This window comes from Streptomyces mesophilus (genome assembly GCF_011044995.1).
In the GTDB taxonomy this organism is placed as follows: Bacteria; Actinomycetota; Actinomycetes; order Streptomycetales; family Streptomycetaceae; genus Streptomyces; species Streptomyces mesophilus.
In genome coordinates this window covers 1-16,544 of the sequence record NZ_JAAKZW010000064.1, presented here as the reverse complement: position 1 = coordinate 16,544, position 16,544 = coordinate 1, and the positions used below count along the sequence as shown (strand labels likewise).

Here is a 16,544-nt window from a genome sequence, read left to right as displayed (position 1 = left end):
ACCGTAGGCGCAGGGCTCCGGGACGGCACGTTCCCGCCGTCCCGGAGCCCTGAAGCCCCAGGTCAGAGCGCTACGGCCCTAGGTCAGGCGGCCGCGCTTGAGCTGGAGTACTTCATCGCTGGCCTGAGCGACCTCCCGTGAGTGGGTCACGACGATCACGCATTTGCCGTCGTCGTGGGCGAGCTTCTGGAAGACCTCGATGATCCCGGCGGCCGTCTCCTGGTCGAGCGCGCCCGTCGGCTCGTCGGCGAACAGGACATCGACCTCGCAGGCCAGCGCACGGGCGATGGCCACGCGCTGCTGCTGCCCGCCGGAGAGCTGGAGGGTGCGGCGGTTCCGGTCCTGCTTCTCCACGCCCAGGAGGTCGAGGAGTTCGACGGCGCGCTGCTTGCGCGGGCCTTTGACGCCGGTGATCTCCATGGCGGAGGTGATGTTCTGGACGGCCGTCATATACGTGAGCAGGTTCAGCGACTGGAAGACGGTCGCCGCGTGCCGGTTGCGGTAGCGGCCGAGGCCCAGCTTCGCGATGTCCTCGCCGCGGAAGCGGACCGTGCCCGCCGTCGGGGAGTCGAGGCCGCTCGCGAGCGAGAGCAGCGTGGACTTGCCGCTGCCGGAAGGGCCGACGATCGCGTACATACGGCCCGCTTCGAAGGCGTGGTCGACACCCTTGAGGACGGTGCGGCGCCGGTTGCCGCTCTCGTACGAGCGGGTCAGGCCCTTCAGTTCGAGGACCGGGGAGCCGGCGGACGCCGAGGCGCCCGGGCCCGTCAGGGAGGTGGCCACGTCAGTCGCCCTTCGTGAGGATGTCGCGCGGGTTGAGACGCAGGACGCGTGCGCCGGGGACGAGGGTCGCGAGGGCCGCGATACCGAGTCCGGTGGCGCCGACCTTGGCGATGTCGGCCGGGCCCGTCCGGATGTCCATCGAGTCGATCGGCTCGACCTCCGGCTCGTCGCTCCTGTTCGCGCCGCCCGTCGGATCGGAGGGATCGGGCTTGCCCGCCTCGTTCGCGGCCTGTTCGTTCGCGGCGGAGACCTCGCCGGACAGCAACTGGTCACCGATCGCCTGGGACAGGAACTGGCTGGCCCCCGCCGCGAACCCGATCGCGAGGACCGCGCAGGCCACCACCTCGACCAGGTGCTGGCCGAGCAGCTTGGGCTTCTTCTCGCCGAGCGAGAGCAGCACGCCCATCTCCTTGCGGCGTTCGCGCAGGTTGGACGCGATGATCAGGGCGAGGATGACGGTGCCCGCGACCGCGACCAGCCAGACCGTGACGGAGGCGAAGTCGGCCGTCTTGTTGATCGGGCCGACCAGGGTCTTGTACTGCTTGTCGTTGACGGTCAGCGGAAAGATCCTGAGGTCGGCGCCGGCCGCCTCGGCGTCCTGCTTCAGCCTGCCCAGGTCGCCCGGGTCGCGCAGCGTGAAGGTGGCCTCCTTGATCACGCCTCCGTCGGCGCCGACCTTCTTGCCGTCGAGCCGCGTCGCACCGTCCGGGGTGACGTAGATCTGGTTCGACGGCGCCATCATCGGCGGGACGTACGTGCCGGTGTCGGCGGTGTTGTTCCGGTAGATGCCGCCGATGACGAAGTCCGTCTCCTTGGTGCTCAGCCTGCCGTCGGGATTCTGGATGTTGGCATTGAGCTCGACCTTGTCGCCGACCTCGAGATGGTTGTCCTTCGCCACCCGTTCCTCGATGACGACCATGTCGCTCCTGCTGTCGGGCTCGATCCCGGAACCGGCGACGATTTTCGAGTCGCCGTTGCGGAAATCCTTGACCGCGTCCAGATCACGGATTCCGTCCGCCTTGAAGAAATCCACTCCGCCGCTGTCCTGACCCGCGGGCGCCGGGACCGGCTGGTGCAGCTTCACCTGATCCGTGGGGGCCGCGACGCCGTCCTTCATGTAGTTGCAGGACGCGACGACCGAGGACGTGCAGATCTTGTCCACGAGGCTGCGGTGCAGGTCACCCTCGGCGCCGATCATGCCGGGCGTACCGCCGCTGCCCTGCTGCATCTTGCCCGAGTCGATCAGGGCGTTCAGATCCAGCTGCATGGTGGCCACGGCGCCCACGCTGTTCTTCGCGGATTCCGCGGCACGTGCGGCGGCCGACTGGATCAGAAATCCGGACAGCACCAGGGTGCATATGACGAAGAAGAGCCCGACCAGCATCACCGTCTTGCCCAGATGGGCAGTCAGCCGCCACCAGGCCCGTTTGAACAAATTCATGACCACCACGCTAGGAAGCGGGCCTTTTGAACCGCGTTTGTGCGGCCGGGCTTCCTCATACACGGGTCGAATACCGGGTCTGATAGGACGTATCAGGCAACTGATCAGGCAAGGGAATTCAGCGGGAAGGGCACGGCGTGCGGGTGCTGGTGGTGGAGGACGAGCCGTATATGGCGCGCGTCCTGGAGCTGGGCCTGCGGCGCGAGGCCATCGCCGTCGACGTGGTGCACGACGGTGACAGCGCGCTGGAGAGCGTCACGGTCCACGATTACGACGCGGTGGTCCTGGACCGCGATCTGCCGGGCGTGCACGGCGACGAGGTCTGCCGCCGGATCGTCGCGATGGACCTGGGCTGCCGCATCCTGATGCTCACGGCCGCGGGCCGGCTCGACGACAAGGTGGCGGGCCTCGGCCTGGGCGCCGACGACTACCTCGCGAAGCCCTTCGACTTTCCCGAACTGGTCGCGCGGCTGCGGGCGTTGTACCGCCGCAGCCCGATGGTCCACTCCCCCGTCCTCACGTTCGCGGATCTGGAATTCGACACCCACCGCCGCCGCGTCACGCGCGCGGGCACCGAGGTGAGGCTGACGCCGAAGGAACTCTCCGTACTGGAGCTCCTGATGCGCGCCGACGGAGGCGTCCTGAGCGCGGAGTATCTGCTCGACAAGGCGTGGGACGCGCATACCGACCCCTTCACGAATGCGGTACGCCTCGTCGTCCACACCCTGCGGAAAAAGCTGGGCGAACCGCAGCTCGTCCACACGGCGATCAGCGCGGGCTACTACCTGGGGACGAAATGACCGGGCACAGGCGGACGTTGAGCATCCACGCCCGCCTCTTCCTGGGCTTCGCCTGCGCCCTCGCCGCCTGTGCCGCGCTGATGGTCGCGATCATCTACGTCGGCATGCGCTTCCTTCCGACGTACGGGTTCTCGGACACCGTGCTCGTCGACCCCTCGGAGGTCACCGACGTGGCCCCGGGCCGGCGCCTCCCGGCGAGCGGGCAGCACCCCGACATCACCACCAAGGAGGATGTCTGGAACACCGTCCTCGCCGTGTCGGCCGGCGGCGTCCTGGTCGTCGGGGCGCTCGGGCTCGGCGCCGGCTGGTTCGTCTCCAAGCGGCTGCTCGCGCCCCTGGGCACCATCAACGAAGCGGCCCGCAAAGCCGCGGACGGCAACCTCGGCGAGCGGATCGCCGCGACGGGACCGCCCGACGAGCTGCACCGACTCGCCGACACCTTCGACGAGATGCTCGCCCGCCTCGAGAAGTCCTTCACCGCCCACCAGCGCTTCGCCGCCAACGCCTCCCACGAACTGCTCACCCCGCTGGCCACCACCCGCGCGGCCCTCCAGGTCACGGGCGAGCACCCCTCCCGCGAGGAACTGGCCGAACTGCTGCCGATGCTCCGGGAGACCAACGAACGCGGCATCCGGATCGTGCACGCCCTGCTCGACCTCGCGAGCGCCGAGAGCGCGGCCTTCGACCCGGAGCCGGTGGACCTCTCGGCCCTGCTCGGGGCTGCGGTCGCGGAACGGGCCGCTCAGGCGTCCTCGTACGGGATCGAGGTCTCCACCGCGATCGAGCCGGGACGCACGGTCCCCGGGAACGCCGTCCTGCTGCGGCAGTTGGCCCTCAACCTGCTCGACAACGCGCTGACCCACAACGAACCGGGCGGCTCGGTGCGGGTACGGCTGACGCGCACGACCCTCACCGATCACACGGACGTCGCGGTTCTCGAGGTCTCCAACACCGGGCCCCACGTCACCGAGACCCAACTCGCCCGGCTCTTCGAGCCGTTCTACCGGGCCGAGGAGCGCGTGGCGAGCGCGCGCAAGGGCCACGGCCTTGGCCTCGCCATCGTCCGCTCGGTCACGGCGGCCCACCACGGAACACTGCACGCCACGGCGAACCCGGCGGGCGGTCTGACGATCCGGGTCGAACTGCCTCGCTGACCCCGCCTGTTCGGCCGGACGCCAGGACAGCCCTTCAGCCGGCGAACAGGACCTCCACCCCAAGACCGACGAGTTCCCCGGCCACCGCGTCCTCGCGGCCCGCGTCGGTGATCAGACCGCTGACCTCCCCCCAGGGGAGCACGCGGAACTGCGAGGCGGTGCCCAGCTTCTCGGAGGAGGCGAGGACGTAGGTGTCCGCGGCCCGCGCCGACAGGGCCCGCTTCATCGCCGCCTCCTCCGCGTCCCCGGTGGTCAGACCCGCCTCGGGGTGGACGCCGGTGACCCCGAGCAGACACAGATCGGCGGACACGTTCTGCGCCGCCTCCACCGCGGCCGCACCGCAGGCCACCGCCGAGTGCTTGAAGATCCGGCCGCCGAGCAGGAAGAGCTCCGCCCGCGGATGGTCGAGCAGGGCCGCGACGATGGTCGGGCTGTGGGTGATCACCGTGCAGGCGAGATCCTTCGGCAGCGCGCGGGCGACCGCGAGCGCGGTCGTGCCGCCGTCGAGGATCACGGAGCCGCCCGGCGGTACGAGTCCGACGGCCGCCGAGGCGACCTTCCGCTTGCCGTCCGGGGCCACGGCCTGGCGGGCGCCGTAGTCGACGACGGCCGGCGACACCGGCAGCGCGCCGCCGTAGACCCGCTGGCACAGCCCTTCCGCGGCGAGATCGCGCAGGTCGCGCCGGACGCTGTCCTCGGAGAGGCCCAGGTCGGCGGCGACCTCCTTGGCGACGATCTTGCCCTCACGGGCGAGCAGCCCGATCAGATGGTCCCGCCGTTCAGCAGCCAGCATGCGCACTCTCTCCTGTTCTTGCACGGTTCTGCATGTACCTTAGCGTCCATGGACTCCGCGCACACCACCGCACCCCCACCCGTCTCCGGCACTCCGGGCACCGACACCCCCGAAGGCACCCCGGGCCTCGACACCCCCCAAGGCACCCCGGGCCTCGACACCCCCGACCACCGCGGCCGCACCGGCCTCGACCGTGCGGGGCGCGCTCTGGACCGTAACCCCGATGTCGTGGTCCGCGAGGTCGAGCTCACCTCGCAGGGCTGGCACGTCCTGCGCCGTACGACCTTCGACTACCGCCGCCGCGACGGGCGCTGGGAGACCCAGGCGCGCGAGACCTACGACCGGGGCAACGGCGCCGTCGTGCTGCCGTACGACACGGCACGCGGCCGCGTGCTCCTGACCCGCCAGTTCCGCTACCCGGCCTACGTCAACGACCACCCCGACGGCATGCTCGTCGAGGCGGCCGCCGGGCTGCTCGACGCGGACGATCCGCCGACCGCGATCCGCCGCGAGAGCGCCGAGGAACTGGGCGTCGAGCTCGGCCCGCTCACCCCCGTCTTCGACGCGTACATGAGCCCGGGCTCCGTCACCGAGCGCCTGCACTTCTTCGCCGCGCCCTACACACCGGCCGACCGCACCGGCTCCGGCGGCGGCCTGGAGGAGGACGGCGAGGACATCGAGGTCCTCGAACTCCCCTTCACCACCGCTCTCGCCATGATCCGCGACGGCCGGATCGCGGACGGCAAGACGATCATGCTGCTCCAATGGGCGGCCCTGGACGGCCCGTTCGCACCGCGGCCGAACGCACTCTTGCCTTGAGCGGACTCGAAGGCGTTGGCTGAATCCCCATGGAGTACACGCAGCTCGGACGCACAGGACTCGAAGTCAGCCGCCTCGTCCTCGGCACGATGAACTTCGGTCCGCAGACGGACGAATCCGACAGCCACGCGATCATGGACGCCGCGCTCGCCGCGGGCATCAACTATTTCGACACCGCCAATGTCTACGGCTGGGGCGAGAACAAGGGCCGCACGGAGCAGATCATCGGCACCTGGTTCGCCCAGGGCGGCGGCCGGCGCGACCAGACCGTCCTGGCCACGAAGGTGTACGGCAACATGGCCGGCGACGGCGACACCTGGCCCAACCACCACAAGCTCTCGGCGCTCAACATCCGCCGTGCGGTGGACGCGTCGCTGAAGCGGCTGCAGACGGACTACATCGACATCTACCAGTTCCACCACGTCGACCGCTCCACGCCGGTCGACGAGATCTGGCAGGCCATCGAGGTCCTGATCCAGCAGGGCAAGATCCTGTACGCCGGGTCGTCCAACTTCCCCGGCTGGAAGATCGCCCAGGCCAACGAGGCCGCCGCCCGGCGCGGCCGGCTCGGTCTGGTCAGCGAGCAGTGCCTGTACAACCTGGCCGAGCGCCGCGCGGAGATGGAGGTCATCCCGGCCGCGCAGGAGTACGGCCTCGGGGTCATCCCCTGGTCGCCGCTGCACGGCGGACTGCTCGGCGGCGTCCTCAAGAAGGAGGCCACGTCGGGCCGCCGCGCTTCCGGCCGCTCGGCGGAGGCGCTCGCCGACTCCACGATCCGCGGCCAGATCCAGTCGTACGAGGACCTCCTGGACAAGCACGGCCTGGCCCCCGGCGAAGTGGCCCTCGCCTGGCTCCTCACCCGCCCCGGCGTGACCGGCCCGATCGTGGGCCCGCGCACGGCGGACCAGCTCGCATCGGCACTGCGCGCCCTGGAGTTGGAACTGTCATCCGAGGTCCTGTCCTCCCTGGACGAGATCTTCCCGGGCCCGGGCCCGTCCCCGGAGGCGTTCGCCTGGTAGCCGTGCGTTCGCGTACCTGGTGGGGCCGAGCCCCCGCACTGCCGCCTGCGGCTCGTGTGGGGGTCGGTGCCGGTCCGGGGTACCTGTCATACGGGCAATGGCACCGTTCCCGCGAAGGGACGCCGTGGCCGACGGGGGCGCCCGTATGACAGGCACCCCTCCCCGTCCCCTTCCGCCGTCGAGCGGCTACCGGCCGGTGGGGGTACGCCGCCTCGTGGGGTACGCGGGCCGCGTAATGGCATGAGGGGAACGGGAGCGGCCGGCGCCGGGTGTGACGCTTGCCCCCACCGGTCGTCAGTCGCCCGAGGGCGGAAGGGGACGGGGTGGGGTGCATTGTCATTCGGGCACTCCCGACGTAGGCGGTGACCCTTCGCGGGAACGGTGCCATTGCCCGAATGAGCAAGCACCCCACCCCGGCCCCGACCCACGACGAAACCGCACGCGCAAACGAACCGGCGGAAAGTCGCACACGAAACCGCACCCACGACGACACCGCACGCGCAGAACGCACCGACGGAAAGCCGCACACGAAGCAGCCCCCAAGGAACGCACCGCACGCGCGCGAGCCGCACGACGTGGAACACCCGAGAAGCAGCACCCGCGGACAGCCGGGGCCCGGGACGCAGCCCTGAGCGGGGCCCCGGGGGCGGGGTCCCCGGAAAAGGCATGGCACTCTTAGTCCTGCGCAAACAGAACGACACACACAGGTTCGGCGAGGAGCAAACACCGTGCAGCGCTGGCGTGGCTTGGAGGACATCCCCCAGGACTGGGGGCGCAGCGTCGTCACCATCGGCTCCTACGACGGCGTACACCGCGGTCACCAGCTGATCATCGGCCGCGCCGTCGAGCGCGCCCGCGAGCTGGGCATCCCGAGCGTCGTCGTCACCTTCGACCCGCACCCCAGCGAGGTAGTCCGCCCCGGCAGCCACCCCCCGCTGCTCTCCCCGCACCACCGCCGCGCCGAGCTGATGGCCGACCTCGGCGTCGACGCCGTGCTGATCCTCCCGTTCACCGCGGAGTTCTCGAAGCTCTCCCCGGCCGACTTCGTCGCCAAGGTGCTCGTCGACAAACTGCACGCCCGCGTCGTCGTCGAGGGCCCCAACTTCCGCTTCGGCCACAAGGCCGCCGGCAACGTCGAGTTCCTCGCTGAGCAGGGCCGTACGTACGACTACGACGTCGAGGTCATCGACCTGTTCGTACGCGGCGAGGCGGGCGGCGGCGACCCGTTCTCCTCCACCCTGACCCGCCGCCTCGTCGCCGAGGGCGACGTCGAGGGCGCCGCCGAGATCCTCGGCCGCCCGCACCGCGTCGAGGGCGTCGTCGTCCGCGGCGCCCAGCGCGGCCGCGAACTGGGCTTCCCCACGGCCAACGTCGAGACCCTGCCGCACACCGCGATCCCCGCCGACGGCGTCTACGCCGGCTATCTGCACGTCGAGGGCGAGGCCATGCCGGCCGCGATCTCCGTGGGCACCAACCCGCAGTTCGACGGCAAGGAGCGCACCGTCGAGGCGTACGCGATCGACCGCGTCGGACTCGACCTGTACGGCCTGCACGTGGCCGTCGACTTCGTCGCGTACGTACGGGGCATGGCGAAGTTCGACTCGCTCGAGCAACTGATCCAGGCGATCGCGGCCGACGTCCAGCGCGCGAAGGAACTGCTCGCGGTATAGCCGGGCAGCACAGCAGCCGGCCGGGGCATACAGCTCAGCCGAAAACTCGAAGGGCCCCGCACGAATGCGGGGCCCTTCGACGTGCATCCAGCGGGAGCTCAGCCCGAACTCACCCGAGCCGCAGCCCAATGACAAGCCACCTCCCGCCCCCCACCCCCCGAAAGCACCGGCAGCAAGGTGGTCTGGCAGTCTGTGGCGACCCCCGCGCGTTCGGCCTCGCCGGAGGCGAGTACCTGGCAGCGGGCGTGGAAGCGGCAGCCGCCCGGGATGCGTGACGGGTCCGGTGGCTCGCCGGTGAGGACCACCGGATCACCTGGTGCCTCCGGGAGTACGGACAACAGGGCCTGTGTGTACGGGTGTTGGGGTGAGGTCAGGACGTCCTCGACCGTTCCCGTCTCCACGATCCGGCCCAGGTACATCACCGCCACCCGGTCCGCGATGTTCCACGCGAGGCCCAGGTCATGGGTGACGACCAGGGCCGAGAGTCCCAGCTCCGTCCGGAGCGAGAGCAGCAGCGCGAGGATCTCTCCGCGTACGGAGGCGTCGAGTGATGCCACCGGCTCGTCCGCGACGATCAGTTCGGGATCGAGGACGAGCGCGCCCGCGATGACGACGCGCTGCCGCTGGCCGCCCGACAGTTCGTGCGGATAGCGCAGGAAGAAACGCTCGGGCGGCCGCAGCCCGGCCCGGGACAGGGCGCCTGCCACGGCCTCGCGTTCGTCCCCCGCGTACCCGTGGATGCGCAGCCCTTCCGCGACCGCGTCGTACACCGTGTGCCGCGGGTTGAGCGAGCCGCTCGGGTCCTGGAGGACCAGTTGGGCGCGCTTGCGGTAGGCCTTCAGTGCCTTTCCGCGGTACGTCAACGGGGCGCCGTCGAAGAGGACTTGACCGGACGTCGGCGGGACCAGGCCGAGCAGCGAGCGGGCGAGGGTCGTCTTGCCGCAGCCGGACTCGCCGACAAGCGCCACGATCTCGCCGCGCCGGATGTTCAGGTCCACCCCGTCGACGGCCCGCGCCTCGGGCGCGCCGCGCCGGCCGGGGAAGGTCACCCCGAGGCCGGCGGCACTCAGCAAAGCACTCATCGCTCACTCCCCACCGCAGCGTCCTCGGCACCCCTCGGGGCCCCCACATGCACACAGGCCGCCCGCCGCAACTCCCCGGCGTCGACCAGTACTTGGTCCTCCACGGCACACGACTCCAACGCCACCGGACACCGCGGATGGAAGGTGCACCCCGTCGGCAGATCGGAAGGATCTGGCGGATCCCCGGGCAGCCCGCGCGGCGCGAACCGCGACGCCGGGTCCCCGATCCGCGGGAACGCCGCCGACAGCGCCTTGGCGTAGGGGTGCTGGGCGTCCTCGTACACCTGCTGAGCAGGCCCTTCCTCGACCACGCGCCCCGCGTACATGACCGTAAGGCGGTCACAGGTGTCGGCGAGGACCGCCAGGTCATGGCTGATCATGATGAGGCCGAGGTCCTGCTCGGCCACCAACTCCTCGATCAGGCGCAGGATCTGCGCCTGGATCATCACGTCGAGCGCGGTCGTCGGCTCGTCCGCGATGATCAGGTCCGGAGCGCACGCGAGCGCCATCGCGATCATCACGCGCTGCCGCTGCCCGCCCGACAGCTCATGGGGATACGCCTCGGCGCGCGCGGCCGGCAGACCCACGTGTTCGAGCAGCTCGGCGACCCGTTCCTTAACCTTCCCGGCGGGCGTCGTGCGATGCAGCCGGATCGGCTCGGCGATCTGGTCGCCGATACGGTGCACCGCGTTCAGCGAGTGCATCGCGCCCTGGAAGACGATCGACGCCCCCGCCCAGCGCACTGCTCGCAGCCGGCCCCACTTCATCGCGAGGATGTCCTCGCCGTCGAGCAGGATCTGCCCGGTCACCTCGGTGCCCACGGGCAGCAGACGAAGCAGCGCGAGAGCGAGCGTCGACTTGCCGCAGCCGGACTCGCCCGCGATGCCCAGCTTCTGCCCGGCGTCCACGGTGAGGTCGACGCCGCGTACCGCCTGGGCGCCATTCGCGTACGTGACATGCAGGTCACGTACCTCCAAGAGGCTCAACGGGCCACCCCCAGCCTGGGATTGAGAACGGATTCGACCGCGCGCCCGCACAGCGTGAACGCCAGCGCCACCATCGCGATGGCGAGTCCGGGCGGCGCGAGATACCACCAGTGTCCGGCGCTCACGGCGCCCGCCTCACGCGCGTCCTGGAGCATCCCGCCCCACGAGGTGATGGTGGGATCGCTGAGCCCGAGGAACGCGAGCGTCGACTCCGTGAGGATCGCGCTGGAGATCACCAGCGTGGTCTGTGCGAGGACGAGGGGCATCACGTTGGGCAGCACGTGCCGCAGCATGATGTGCCCGTGCCCGCCGCCAAGCGCGCGGGCCCGCTCGATGTACGGGCGGGACTCGACGGCCAGGGTCTGGGCGCGTACGAGACGGGCCGTGGTCGGCCAGGTGGTGACGCCGATCGCGAGGATCACCGTCCACATGGAGCGGTCCATCACGGTCGCGAGGGCGATGGCGAGCACCAGGGTCGGCATCACCAGGAACCAGTCGGTGACCCGCATGAGGACGGTCGCGAACCAGCCCTTGAAATGCCCGGCGACGATCCCGACGACGGTGCCGATCGCCACGCACAGGAAGGCGGCGAGGAGACCGACCGTCAGGGAGACGCGGGAGCCCCAGACCAACAGGGCCAGGACGCTGCGGCCGAACTGGTCGGTGCCGAGCGGGAATTCACCGCTCGGATCCTCCATGGCCTGACCCGGAGCATCCGTCACGGACTCCGAGTCGGCGCCCACGAGCAGCGGCGCGCCGAGCGCGATCAGAGCGATCAGCGCCAGGGCGGCGAGGCCCCAGAGCCCGCTCCTATGGGTGCGGTACTCCTTCCAGAACCGTACGAGCGACTGGCGCATACGGGCCGCCTTGAGCGCCCGGGGGCTCTTCGCGGCGACGGCCTTGCTCAGGGGTTCTGCCGGGACCGGGGATTTCGTGGTCAGCGGCGGTTCTGCGGTCATCGGCCCACCCGGGGATCGAGCAGCGGATACAGCACATCGGCCAGCGTGTTGGCCAGGATCACCGCGGCGGCGAAGAGGAAGAACAGCGCCTGCACCAGCGGCAGGTCAGGACCCGCGAGCGCCTCGTAGAAGAGACCGCCGAGCCCCGGCCAGGAGAACACCGTCTCGACCAGGATCTGCCCGGCCACCACATGTCCGAGGTTCACGAACATCAGCGTGAACGTGGGCAGCATCGCGTTCGGTACGGCATGCCGGCGCCGTACGACATCGTCGCGAAGTCCCTTGGCCCGCGCGGTCGTCAGATAGTCGCTGCCCATCTCGTCGAGCAGCGAGGAGCGCATCACGAGCAGGGTCTGCGCGTAGCCGACCGCGACGAGCGTGATGACCGGCAGGACCATGTGGTGCGCGACATCGAGGATGTACGCGAATCCGCTTTCGCTGCCGGATTCGAGACCGCCCGTCGGGAAGAGCCCGGGAATGGGACCCACGCCGACGGAGAACACGATGATGAGCAGCAGCCCGAGCCAGAAGGACGGTACGGAGTACAGCGTCAGGGCCAGGGCGCTGTTGAAGCGGTCGCCCTTCTGCCCGTGCCGCCAGGCCGACCGCGTACCGAGCCACAGGCCGAGTGCGGTGAAGAGGACGAACGCGGTACCGGTGAGCAGCAGCGTCGCCGGCAGCGCCGCCGTGATCTTCTCCACCACCGGTGCGTGGAACTGGTACGACATTCCGAAGTCGCCGGAAAGGGCGTCCCCGATGTAATCCAGGAACTGCTGCCACATGGGCTGGTCGAGGCCGAACTCCCGCCGCAGATTCTCCAGTTGCTCACTGGAGACCGGGCGGCCGCCCGTCATGTGCTTGACGGGATCGCTGGGAATCAGCCGGAAGAGGAAGAAGCTCGTGACGAGCACGGCGAACAAGGAGATCGCGGCCCCCACGATCTTGCCCGCCGCATAGCGCAGATAGGCCTTGGTGTTGCGCGCGCGTGGTCCGCGGCCGGCCGACGGCCCGGCATCTGCCAGGCCGTCGGCTGCCGCGCTGTGCACGAGCGCCGGAGTGCTCTCAGCTGTCATAGGACTCTCGTTACTCGTGCGGTGTACTTACCTTGAGTCGGCCCCTGCCCGTGGGCTATTCGCGGTCGTCGGCCGTGGCCGCGCGCCGCCGCGTGAGCAGGAACACGGCACCACCCAGCACCAGCACACCGATCACGATGCCGATCACGACACCCGTCGAGCCGGAGTCGTCACCGCCGCCCCCGGAGTCCGAGCCGCCGCTGCCCGCGCTCGCCGGCTCCGCCGACCACCAGCTCCAATACCCGTCCTGGCCATAGATGTTGCCGGAGGCCTCGGGCATCGTCTTGATGGACTTGATCTGGTCCGTGCGGTACGCCTCCACCGCGTTCGGATACGCGATGACGTTCATGTAGCCCGAGTCGTACAGCCAGGACTGCATTTCCTTGACGGTGTCGGCGCGCTTGGCCGGGTCGTATTCGGCGGCCTGCTTCTTGTACAGGTCGTCGAACTTCTTGTCGCAGATGAAGTTGTCGGTGGCCGCGCTCTCCTTGGCCTTCTCCGGCAGCGCCGCACAGGTGTGGATACCGAGCACGAAGTCCGGGTCGGGGTTCACGGACCAGCCGTCGAAGGCGAGGTCGTACTCACCCGCGTACCAGGGCACCGAGACATCGTCGAGGCACTCGACCTTGAGCCCGATGCCCAAGTCGCCCCACCATTCCTGGAGATACTTGCCGATGGCCTTGTCGTTGGGGTCGGTCGCGTGGCACAGAATCCGGAAGTCGAGCGGCTTCCCGTCCTTGCCGACGCGCTTGTCGCCCTTCAGCGGATATCCGGCCTCGTCGAGCAGCTTGGCGGCCCGCTCCGGGTCGTACGCGAGCTTCTGATCGCCCTCCGGCTTCCAGAAATACGATTCGAAGCGCGGCGGAATGTAGCCCTCGCCCTCGACGGCGTGCCCTTGGAAGACCTTGTCGACGATGGTCTTGCGGTCGACGGAGAGGAACAGCGCCTGACGCACCTTCTGGTCGAGCAGCGCCGGATGCCCGTCACCGAACTTCTTGCCGTCCTTCGTCTGCGCCCCCGGGTTGGTGGCGATGGCGAAGAATCGGCGGCCCGGCCCCTCGTTGACCTTGATGTTCTTCTCGCCCTTGAGGCTTGCGGCCTGAGCGGGCGTCAGCGCGGGCGAGCCGGCGACGAAGGACACCTCGCCCTTCTTGAGGGCGGCGACGGCGGCGTCCTGGTCCTTGTACGTACGGAAGACCAGCTCGTCGAACTTCGGCGCCCCGCGCCAGAACTCCTTGTTGGCCTTCAGCTTCACGTACTGATCGGTCTTGTACTCGGTCAGCGTGAAGGGGCCGTTGCCGACGATCGGGAACTTGTCGTCGTTGTTGAACTTCGAGTAGTCCTTGACGTCCTTCCAGATGTGCTCGGGCACGATCGGGACGTCCAGGGAGACCATCGTCGCCTGCGGCGTCTTGAGCTCGATCACGAGCTCGGTGTCGCTGGGCGCGGTGACCTTCTTGAAGTTCGAGGTGAAGCTGCCGTTGGCCTGCGCGGCGTTCGGGTCGCTCATCATCTTGTTGAACGTGAACGCCGCGTCCTTGGCGGTCGCCGGCTTCCCGTCCGACCACTTGGAGTCGCCGCGGATCGTGTACGTCCACGTCAGCTTGTCCGCCGAGGACTTCCACTCCGTGGCGAAGCCCGGGATGGTCTTGTTGTCCTTGGGGTCGTAGTTGGTCAGGTACTCGTACATGAGCCGGTGGATGCTCGTGCTGACAAGGCGCTGAGCAAGGAACGGGCTCAGCGAGTCGACGCTCTGTGCGAGCGCGACCGTGAGGGTCTTGCCGTCGGCCTTGGCCTTGGCCGGCTGGGCCTGTTGGGCCTGGGCCGGTGCCGCGGCGGGAGCTGCGGGCGCGGCCGGCGCTGCGGCCAGTCCGGCCGTCAGGGCGAATGCGGCGACACCGGAGGCCAACAGGTACCGACGCCTGCGCCGGGCGGGCGGTGGTGATTCGAACTGCGGGGCGTGCTGATCTCTTACGTTCATGGGTCGGTGACCTCGCGTCATCGCTCGCATGGAAACGGCAGGAACAAGCGCCGAAGGGTCTGAGTGGTCTGTGTGTCTATCAGCGGTGGTCTAAACATGTCAACGGTCGCCGTTAGGGGGCTTGGCCTGCGGGAACGACCTTGGGGGGAGGGCGAGTTGACGACCTTGTAAGCGGCATTGGTCTAGTCACCTGAAAGTACGGTTCAACTTCAGCCCCTGCGGCGTTTGAGCAGATCCGGACGGAGTCCGGATACCGGGGGCCGGGGGGCGAAGCCCCCGCTTTCGGGAAGGGGCGGGACAGGGGAAAGAATCCCTCCCCAACGCCAAGCGGCCGCACACCTGGCATCGATCGCCAGATGTACGGCCGCGCGGTCGTCGCTTACGGAAGGGTCACGCCTGAGGCGGCATGCCCCCCGGCGGGACGGGTCCCAGCTCGGGCTGCGGAGCCTGCCCCTGAGCGGGCGGCAGCTGCGGGGCCTGCTGCCAACCCTGGGGCACGCCACCGGAGTTGGGCGCCCCGGCCCCGGCCTGCGGGGGCTGCTGCTGCGGATACGGCTGCTGACCCCCGTACGGCTGCTGCGGCTGCTGTTGCGGATAGGACTGACCAGGCATCGGCTGACCGGGCATGGGCTGGCCGGGCGTCGGCTGACCCGGCACGGGCTGGCCGGGGGCGGCCTGCTGCCCCGGCAGCGGAGGCGCCATGTGCGGCGGCATGCCCGTCCCGTTCTGCGTCCACAGACCCTGCTGCTGCTGTGCGCGTGCGAAGTCCTCCGCCACCATCGCGGAGAGCGTGAAGTACGCCTCGCGCGTGCGCGGCCGCATCATGTCGAGGTCGACTTCGGCGCCGGCCGACAGATGCTCGTCGAAGGGCACTACGACCACACCGCGGCAGCGCGTCTCGAAGTGCTGCACGATGTCATCGACCTTGATCATCTTGCCGGTCTCGCGGACCCCCGAGATGACGGTGATCGACCGCGAGACGAGGTCCGCGTACCCGTGCGCGGACAGCCAGTCCAGGGTCGTCGACGCGCTGCTCGCACCGTCGACCGACGGCGTCGAGATGATGATCAACTGGTCGGCGAGATCGAGGACTCCACGCATGGCGCTGTAGAGCAGACCCGTACCGGAGTCGGTCAGGATGATCGGGTACTGCTTGCCGAGTACGTCGATCGCCCGCCGGTAGTCCCCGTCGTTGAAGGTCGTCGAGACCGCCGGGTCCACATCGTTCGCGATGATCTCGAGCCCGGACGGCGCCTGCGAGGTGAAACGGCGGATGTCCATGTACGAGTTGAGATACGGGATCGCCTGCACGAGATCCCGGATCGTGGCACCCGTCTCGCGGCGCACGCGACGGCCGAGCGTACCGGCGTCCGGGTTGGCGTCGATCGCGAGGATCTTGTCCTGCCGCTCGGTCGCGAGCGTCGCGCCCAGCGCGGTGGTCGTGGTCGTCTTGCCCACACCGCCCTTGAGCGAGATCACCGCGATCCGGTAGCACGAGAGCACCGGTGTGCGGATCAGGTCCAACTTCCGCTGCCGCTCGGCCTCTTCCTTCTTCGCGCCGAGCTTGAAGCGGGAGGCGGCACCCGGCTGGCGGCTGCTCTTGGCCTTCTGCTTCCGGTTGATCAGACGGTCCGATGACAGCTCGACAGCGGCCGTGTAGCCGAGCGGCGCGCCACCCGTGACCTGCGGCTCGCGCTGGTCGTGCGTGACGGGCTGCGGCCAGGCGGCGCCTGCGCGCGGGTCCATGGGGGGCATGGGCTGGCCGGGCTGCTGCTGGCCGGGCTGTTGTCCCGGCTGCGGCTGCGGCTGCGGCGCGTGCGGTGCCTGGGGTGCGGTCGGGGCGGGCAGGTTGGCGCCCGGGGGCGTGGTGCCCGGCTGCGGGAAGCCGTAACCGGCCTGCGCGGGCTGGGAGTTGGGAGCTTGCGGGGCTACCGCCGGTGCCTGTGGAGCGGCCGGGGCTTGCGGCGGGGTGCCGGGTGCTCCG

General features: G+C 69.7%; 14 protein-coding genes. 5 read left to right on the top strand and 9 right to left on the bottom strand.

The genetic code is table 11. From position 1 onward, the window contains the following. Nucleotides 1-78: 78 nt before the first annotated feature. Nucleotides 79-783, bottom strand: a complete 705-nt coding sequence (locus tag G6045_RS17375) for an ABC transporter ATP-binding protein (protein ID WP_328707810.1) — start codon at nt 781-783, stop codon at nt 79-81. A 1-nt stretch (nt 784) separates the two neighbouring features. Further along, the gene (locus G6045_RS17370) at nt 785-2,224 is read right to left on the bottom strand and encodes an ABC transporter permease (RefSeq protein ID WP_165332883.1); all 1,440 of its coding nucleotides are present in this window, start codon (nt 2,222-2,224) and stop codon (nt 785-787) included. 137 nt (nt 2,225-2,361) lie between these two features. Here G6045_RS17370 and G6045_RS17365 point away from each other — a divergent pair, with 137 nt between their 5' ends. Further along, nucleotides 2,362-3,024, top strand: a complete 663-nt coding sequence (locus G6045_RS17365) for a response regulator transcription factor (protein WP_165332882.1) — start codon at nt 2,362-2,364, stop codon at nt 3,022-3,024. Then, nucleotides 3,021-4,178 (top strand): sensor histidine kinase, encoded by a 1,158-nt coding sequence (locus tag G6045_RS17360; RefSeq protein ID WP_165332881.1) that lies wholly within the window; start codon nt 3,021-3,023, stop codon nt 4,176-4,178. Before G6045_RS17365 ends, G6045_RS17360 begins: the two co-directional genes overlap by 4 nt. A 34-nt stretch (nt 4,179-4,212) precedes the next feature. On the opposite strand, the gene G6045_RS17355 is transcribed toward G6045_RS17360, so the two are convergent. After that, nucleotides 4,213-4,971, bottom strand: a complete 759-nt coding sequence (locus G6045_RS17355) for a DeoR/GlpR family DNA-binding transcription regulator (protein ID WP_165332880.1) — start codon at nt 4,969-4,971, stop codon at nt 4,213-4,215. Nucleotides 4,972-5,019: 48 nt separating this feature from the next. Here G6045_RS17355 and G6045_RS17350 point away from each other — a divergent pair, with 48 nt between their 5' ends. The 3 genes from G6045_RS17350 to G6045_RS17340 all read left to right on the top strand — a co-directional run bounded on the left by G6045_RS17350 (nt 5,020) and on the right by G6045_RS17340 (nt 8,479). Continuing rightward, nucleotides 5,020-5,790 (top strand): NUDIX domain-containing protein, encoded by a 771-nt coding sequence (locus G6045_RS17350; RefSeq protein WP_165332879.1) that lies wholly within the window; start codon nt 5,020-5,022, stop codon nt 5,788-5,790. Between the two features lie 29 nt (nt 5,791-5,819). Next, entirely contained in the window at nt 5,820-6,809 is a 990-nt protein-coding gene (locus G6045_RS17345; protein ID WP_165332878.1) for an aldo/keto reductase, read from the top strand. A 728-nt stretch (nt 6,810-7,537) separates the two neighbouring features. After that, the gene (locus tag G6045_RS17340) at nt 7,538-8,479 is read left to right on the top strand and encodes a bifunctional riboflavin kinase/FAD synthetase (protein ID WP_165332877.1); all 942 of its coding nucleotides are present in this window, start codon (nt 7,538-7,540) and stop codon (nt 8,477-8,479) included. A 98-nt stretch (nt 8,480-8,577) separates the two neighbouring features. Here the strand turns inward: G6045_RS17340 and G6045_RS17335 are convergent, their stop codons facing one another. From G6045_RS17335 to G6045_RS17310, 6 genes are all read right to left on the bottom strand, one after another. Further along, nucleotides 8,578-9,561, bottom strand: a complete 984-nt coding sequence (locus G6045_RS17335) for an ABC transporter ATP-binding protein (protein WP_165332876.1) — start codon at nt 9,559-9,561, stop codon at nt 8,578-8,580. After that, entirely contained in the window at nt 9,558-10,547 is a 990-nt protein-coding gene (locus G6045_RS17330; protein ID WP_165332875.1) for an ABC transporter ATP-binding protein, read from the bottom strand. Before G6045_RS17330 ends, G6045_RS17335 begins: the two co-directional genes overlap by 4 nt. Next, entirely contained in the window at nt 10,544-11,506 is a 963-nt protein-coding gene (locus G6045_RS17325) for an ABC transporter permease (protein ID WP_165332874.1), read from the bottom strand. Before G6045_RS17325 ends, G6045_RS17330 begins: the two co-directional genes overlap by 4 nt. Beyond that, complete coding sequence (locus G6045_RS17320; protein WP_165332873.1) at nt 11,503-12,579, bottom strand: ABC transporter permease; 1,077 nt, start codon at nt 12,577-12,579, stop codon at nt 11,503-11,505. Before G6045_RS17320 ends, G6045_RS17325 begins: the two co-directional genes overlap by 4 nt. Nucleotides 12,580-12,634: 55 nt before the next feature. Further along, complete coding sequence (locus tag G6045_RS17315) at nt 12,635-14,560, bottom strand: ABC transporter substrate-binding protein (protein ID WP_165332872.1); 1,926 nt, start codon at nt 14,558-14,560, stop codon at nt 12,635-12,637. A gap of 390 nt (nt 14,561-14,950) precedes the next feature. Next, nucleotides 14,951-16,544: MinD/ParA family ATP-binding protein (locus G6045_RS17310; RefSeq protein ID WP_206343836.1), on the bottom strand; the 1,594-nt coding region annotated here is incomplete at its 5' end.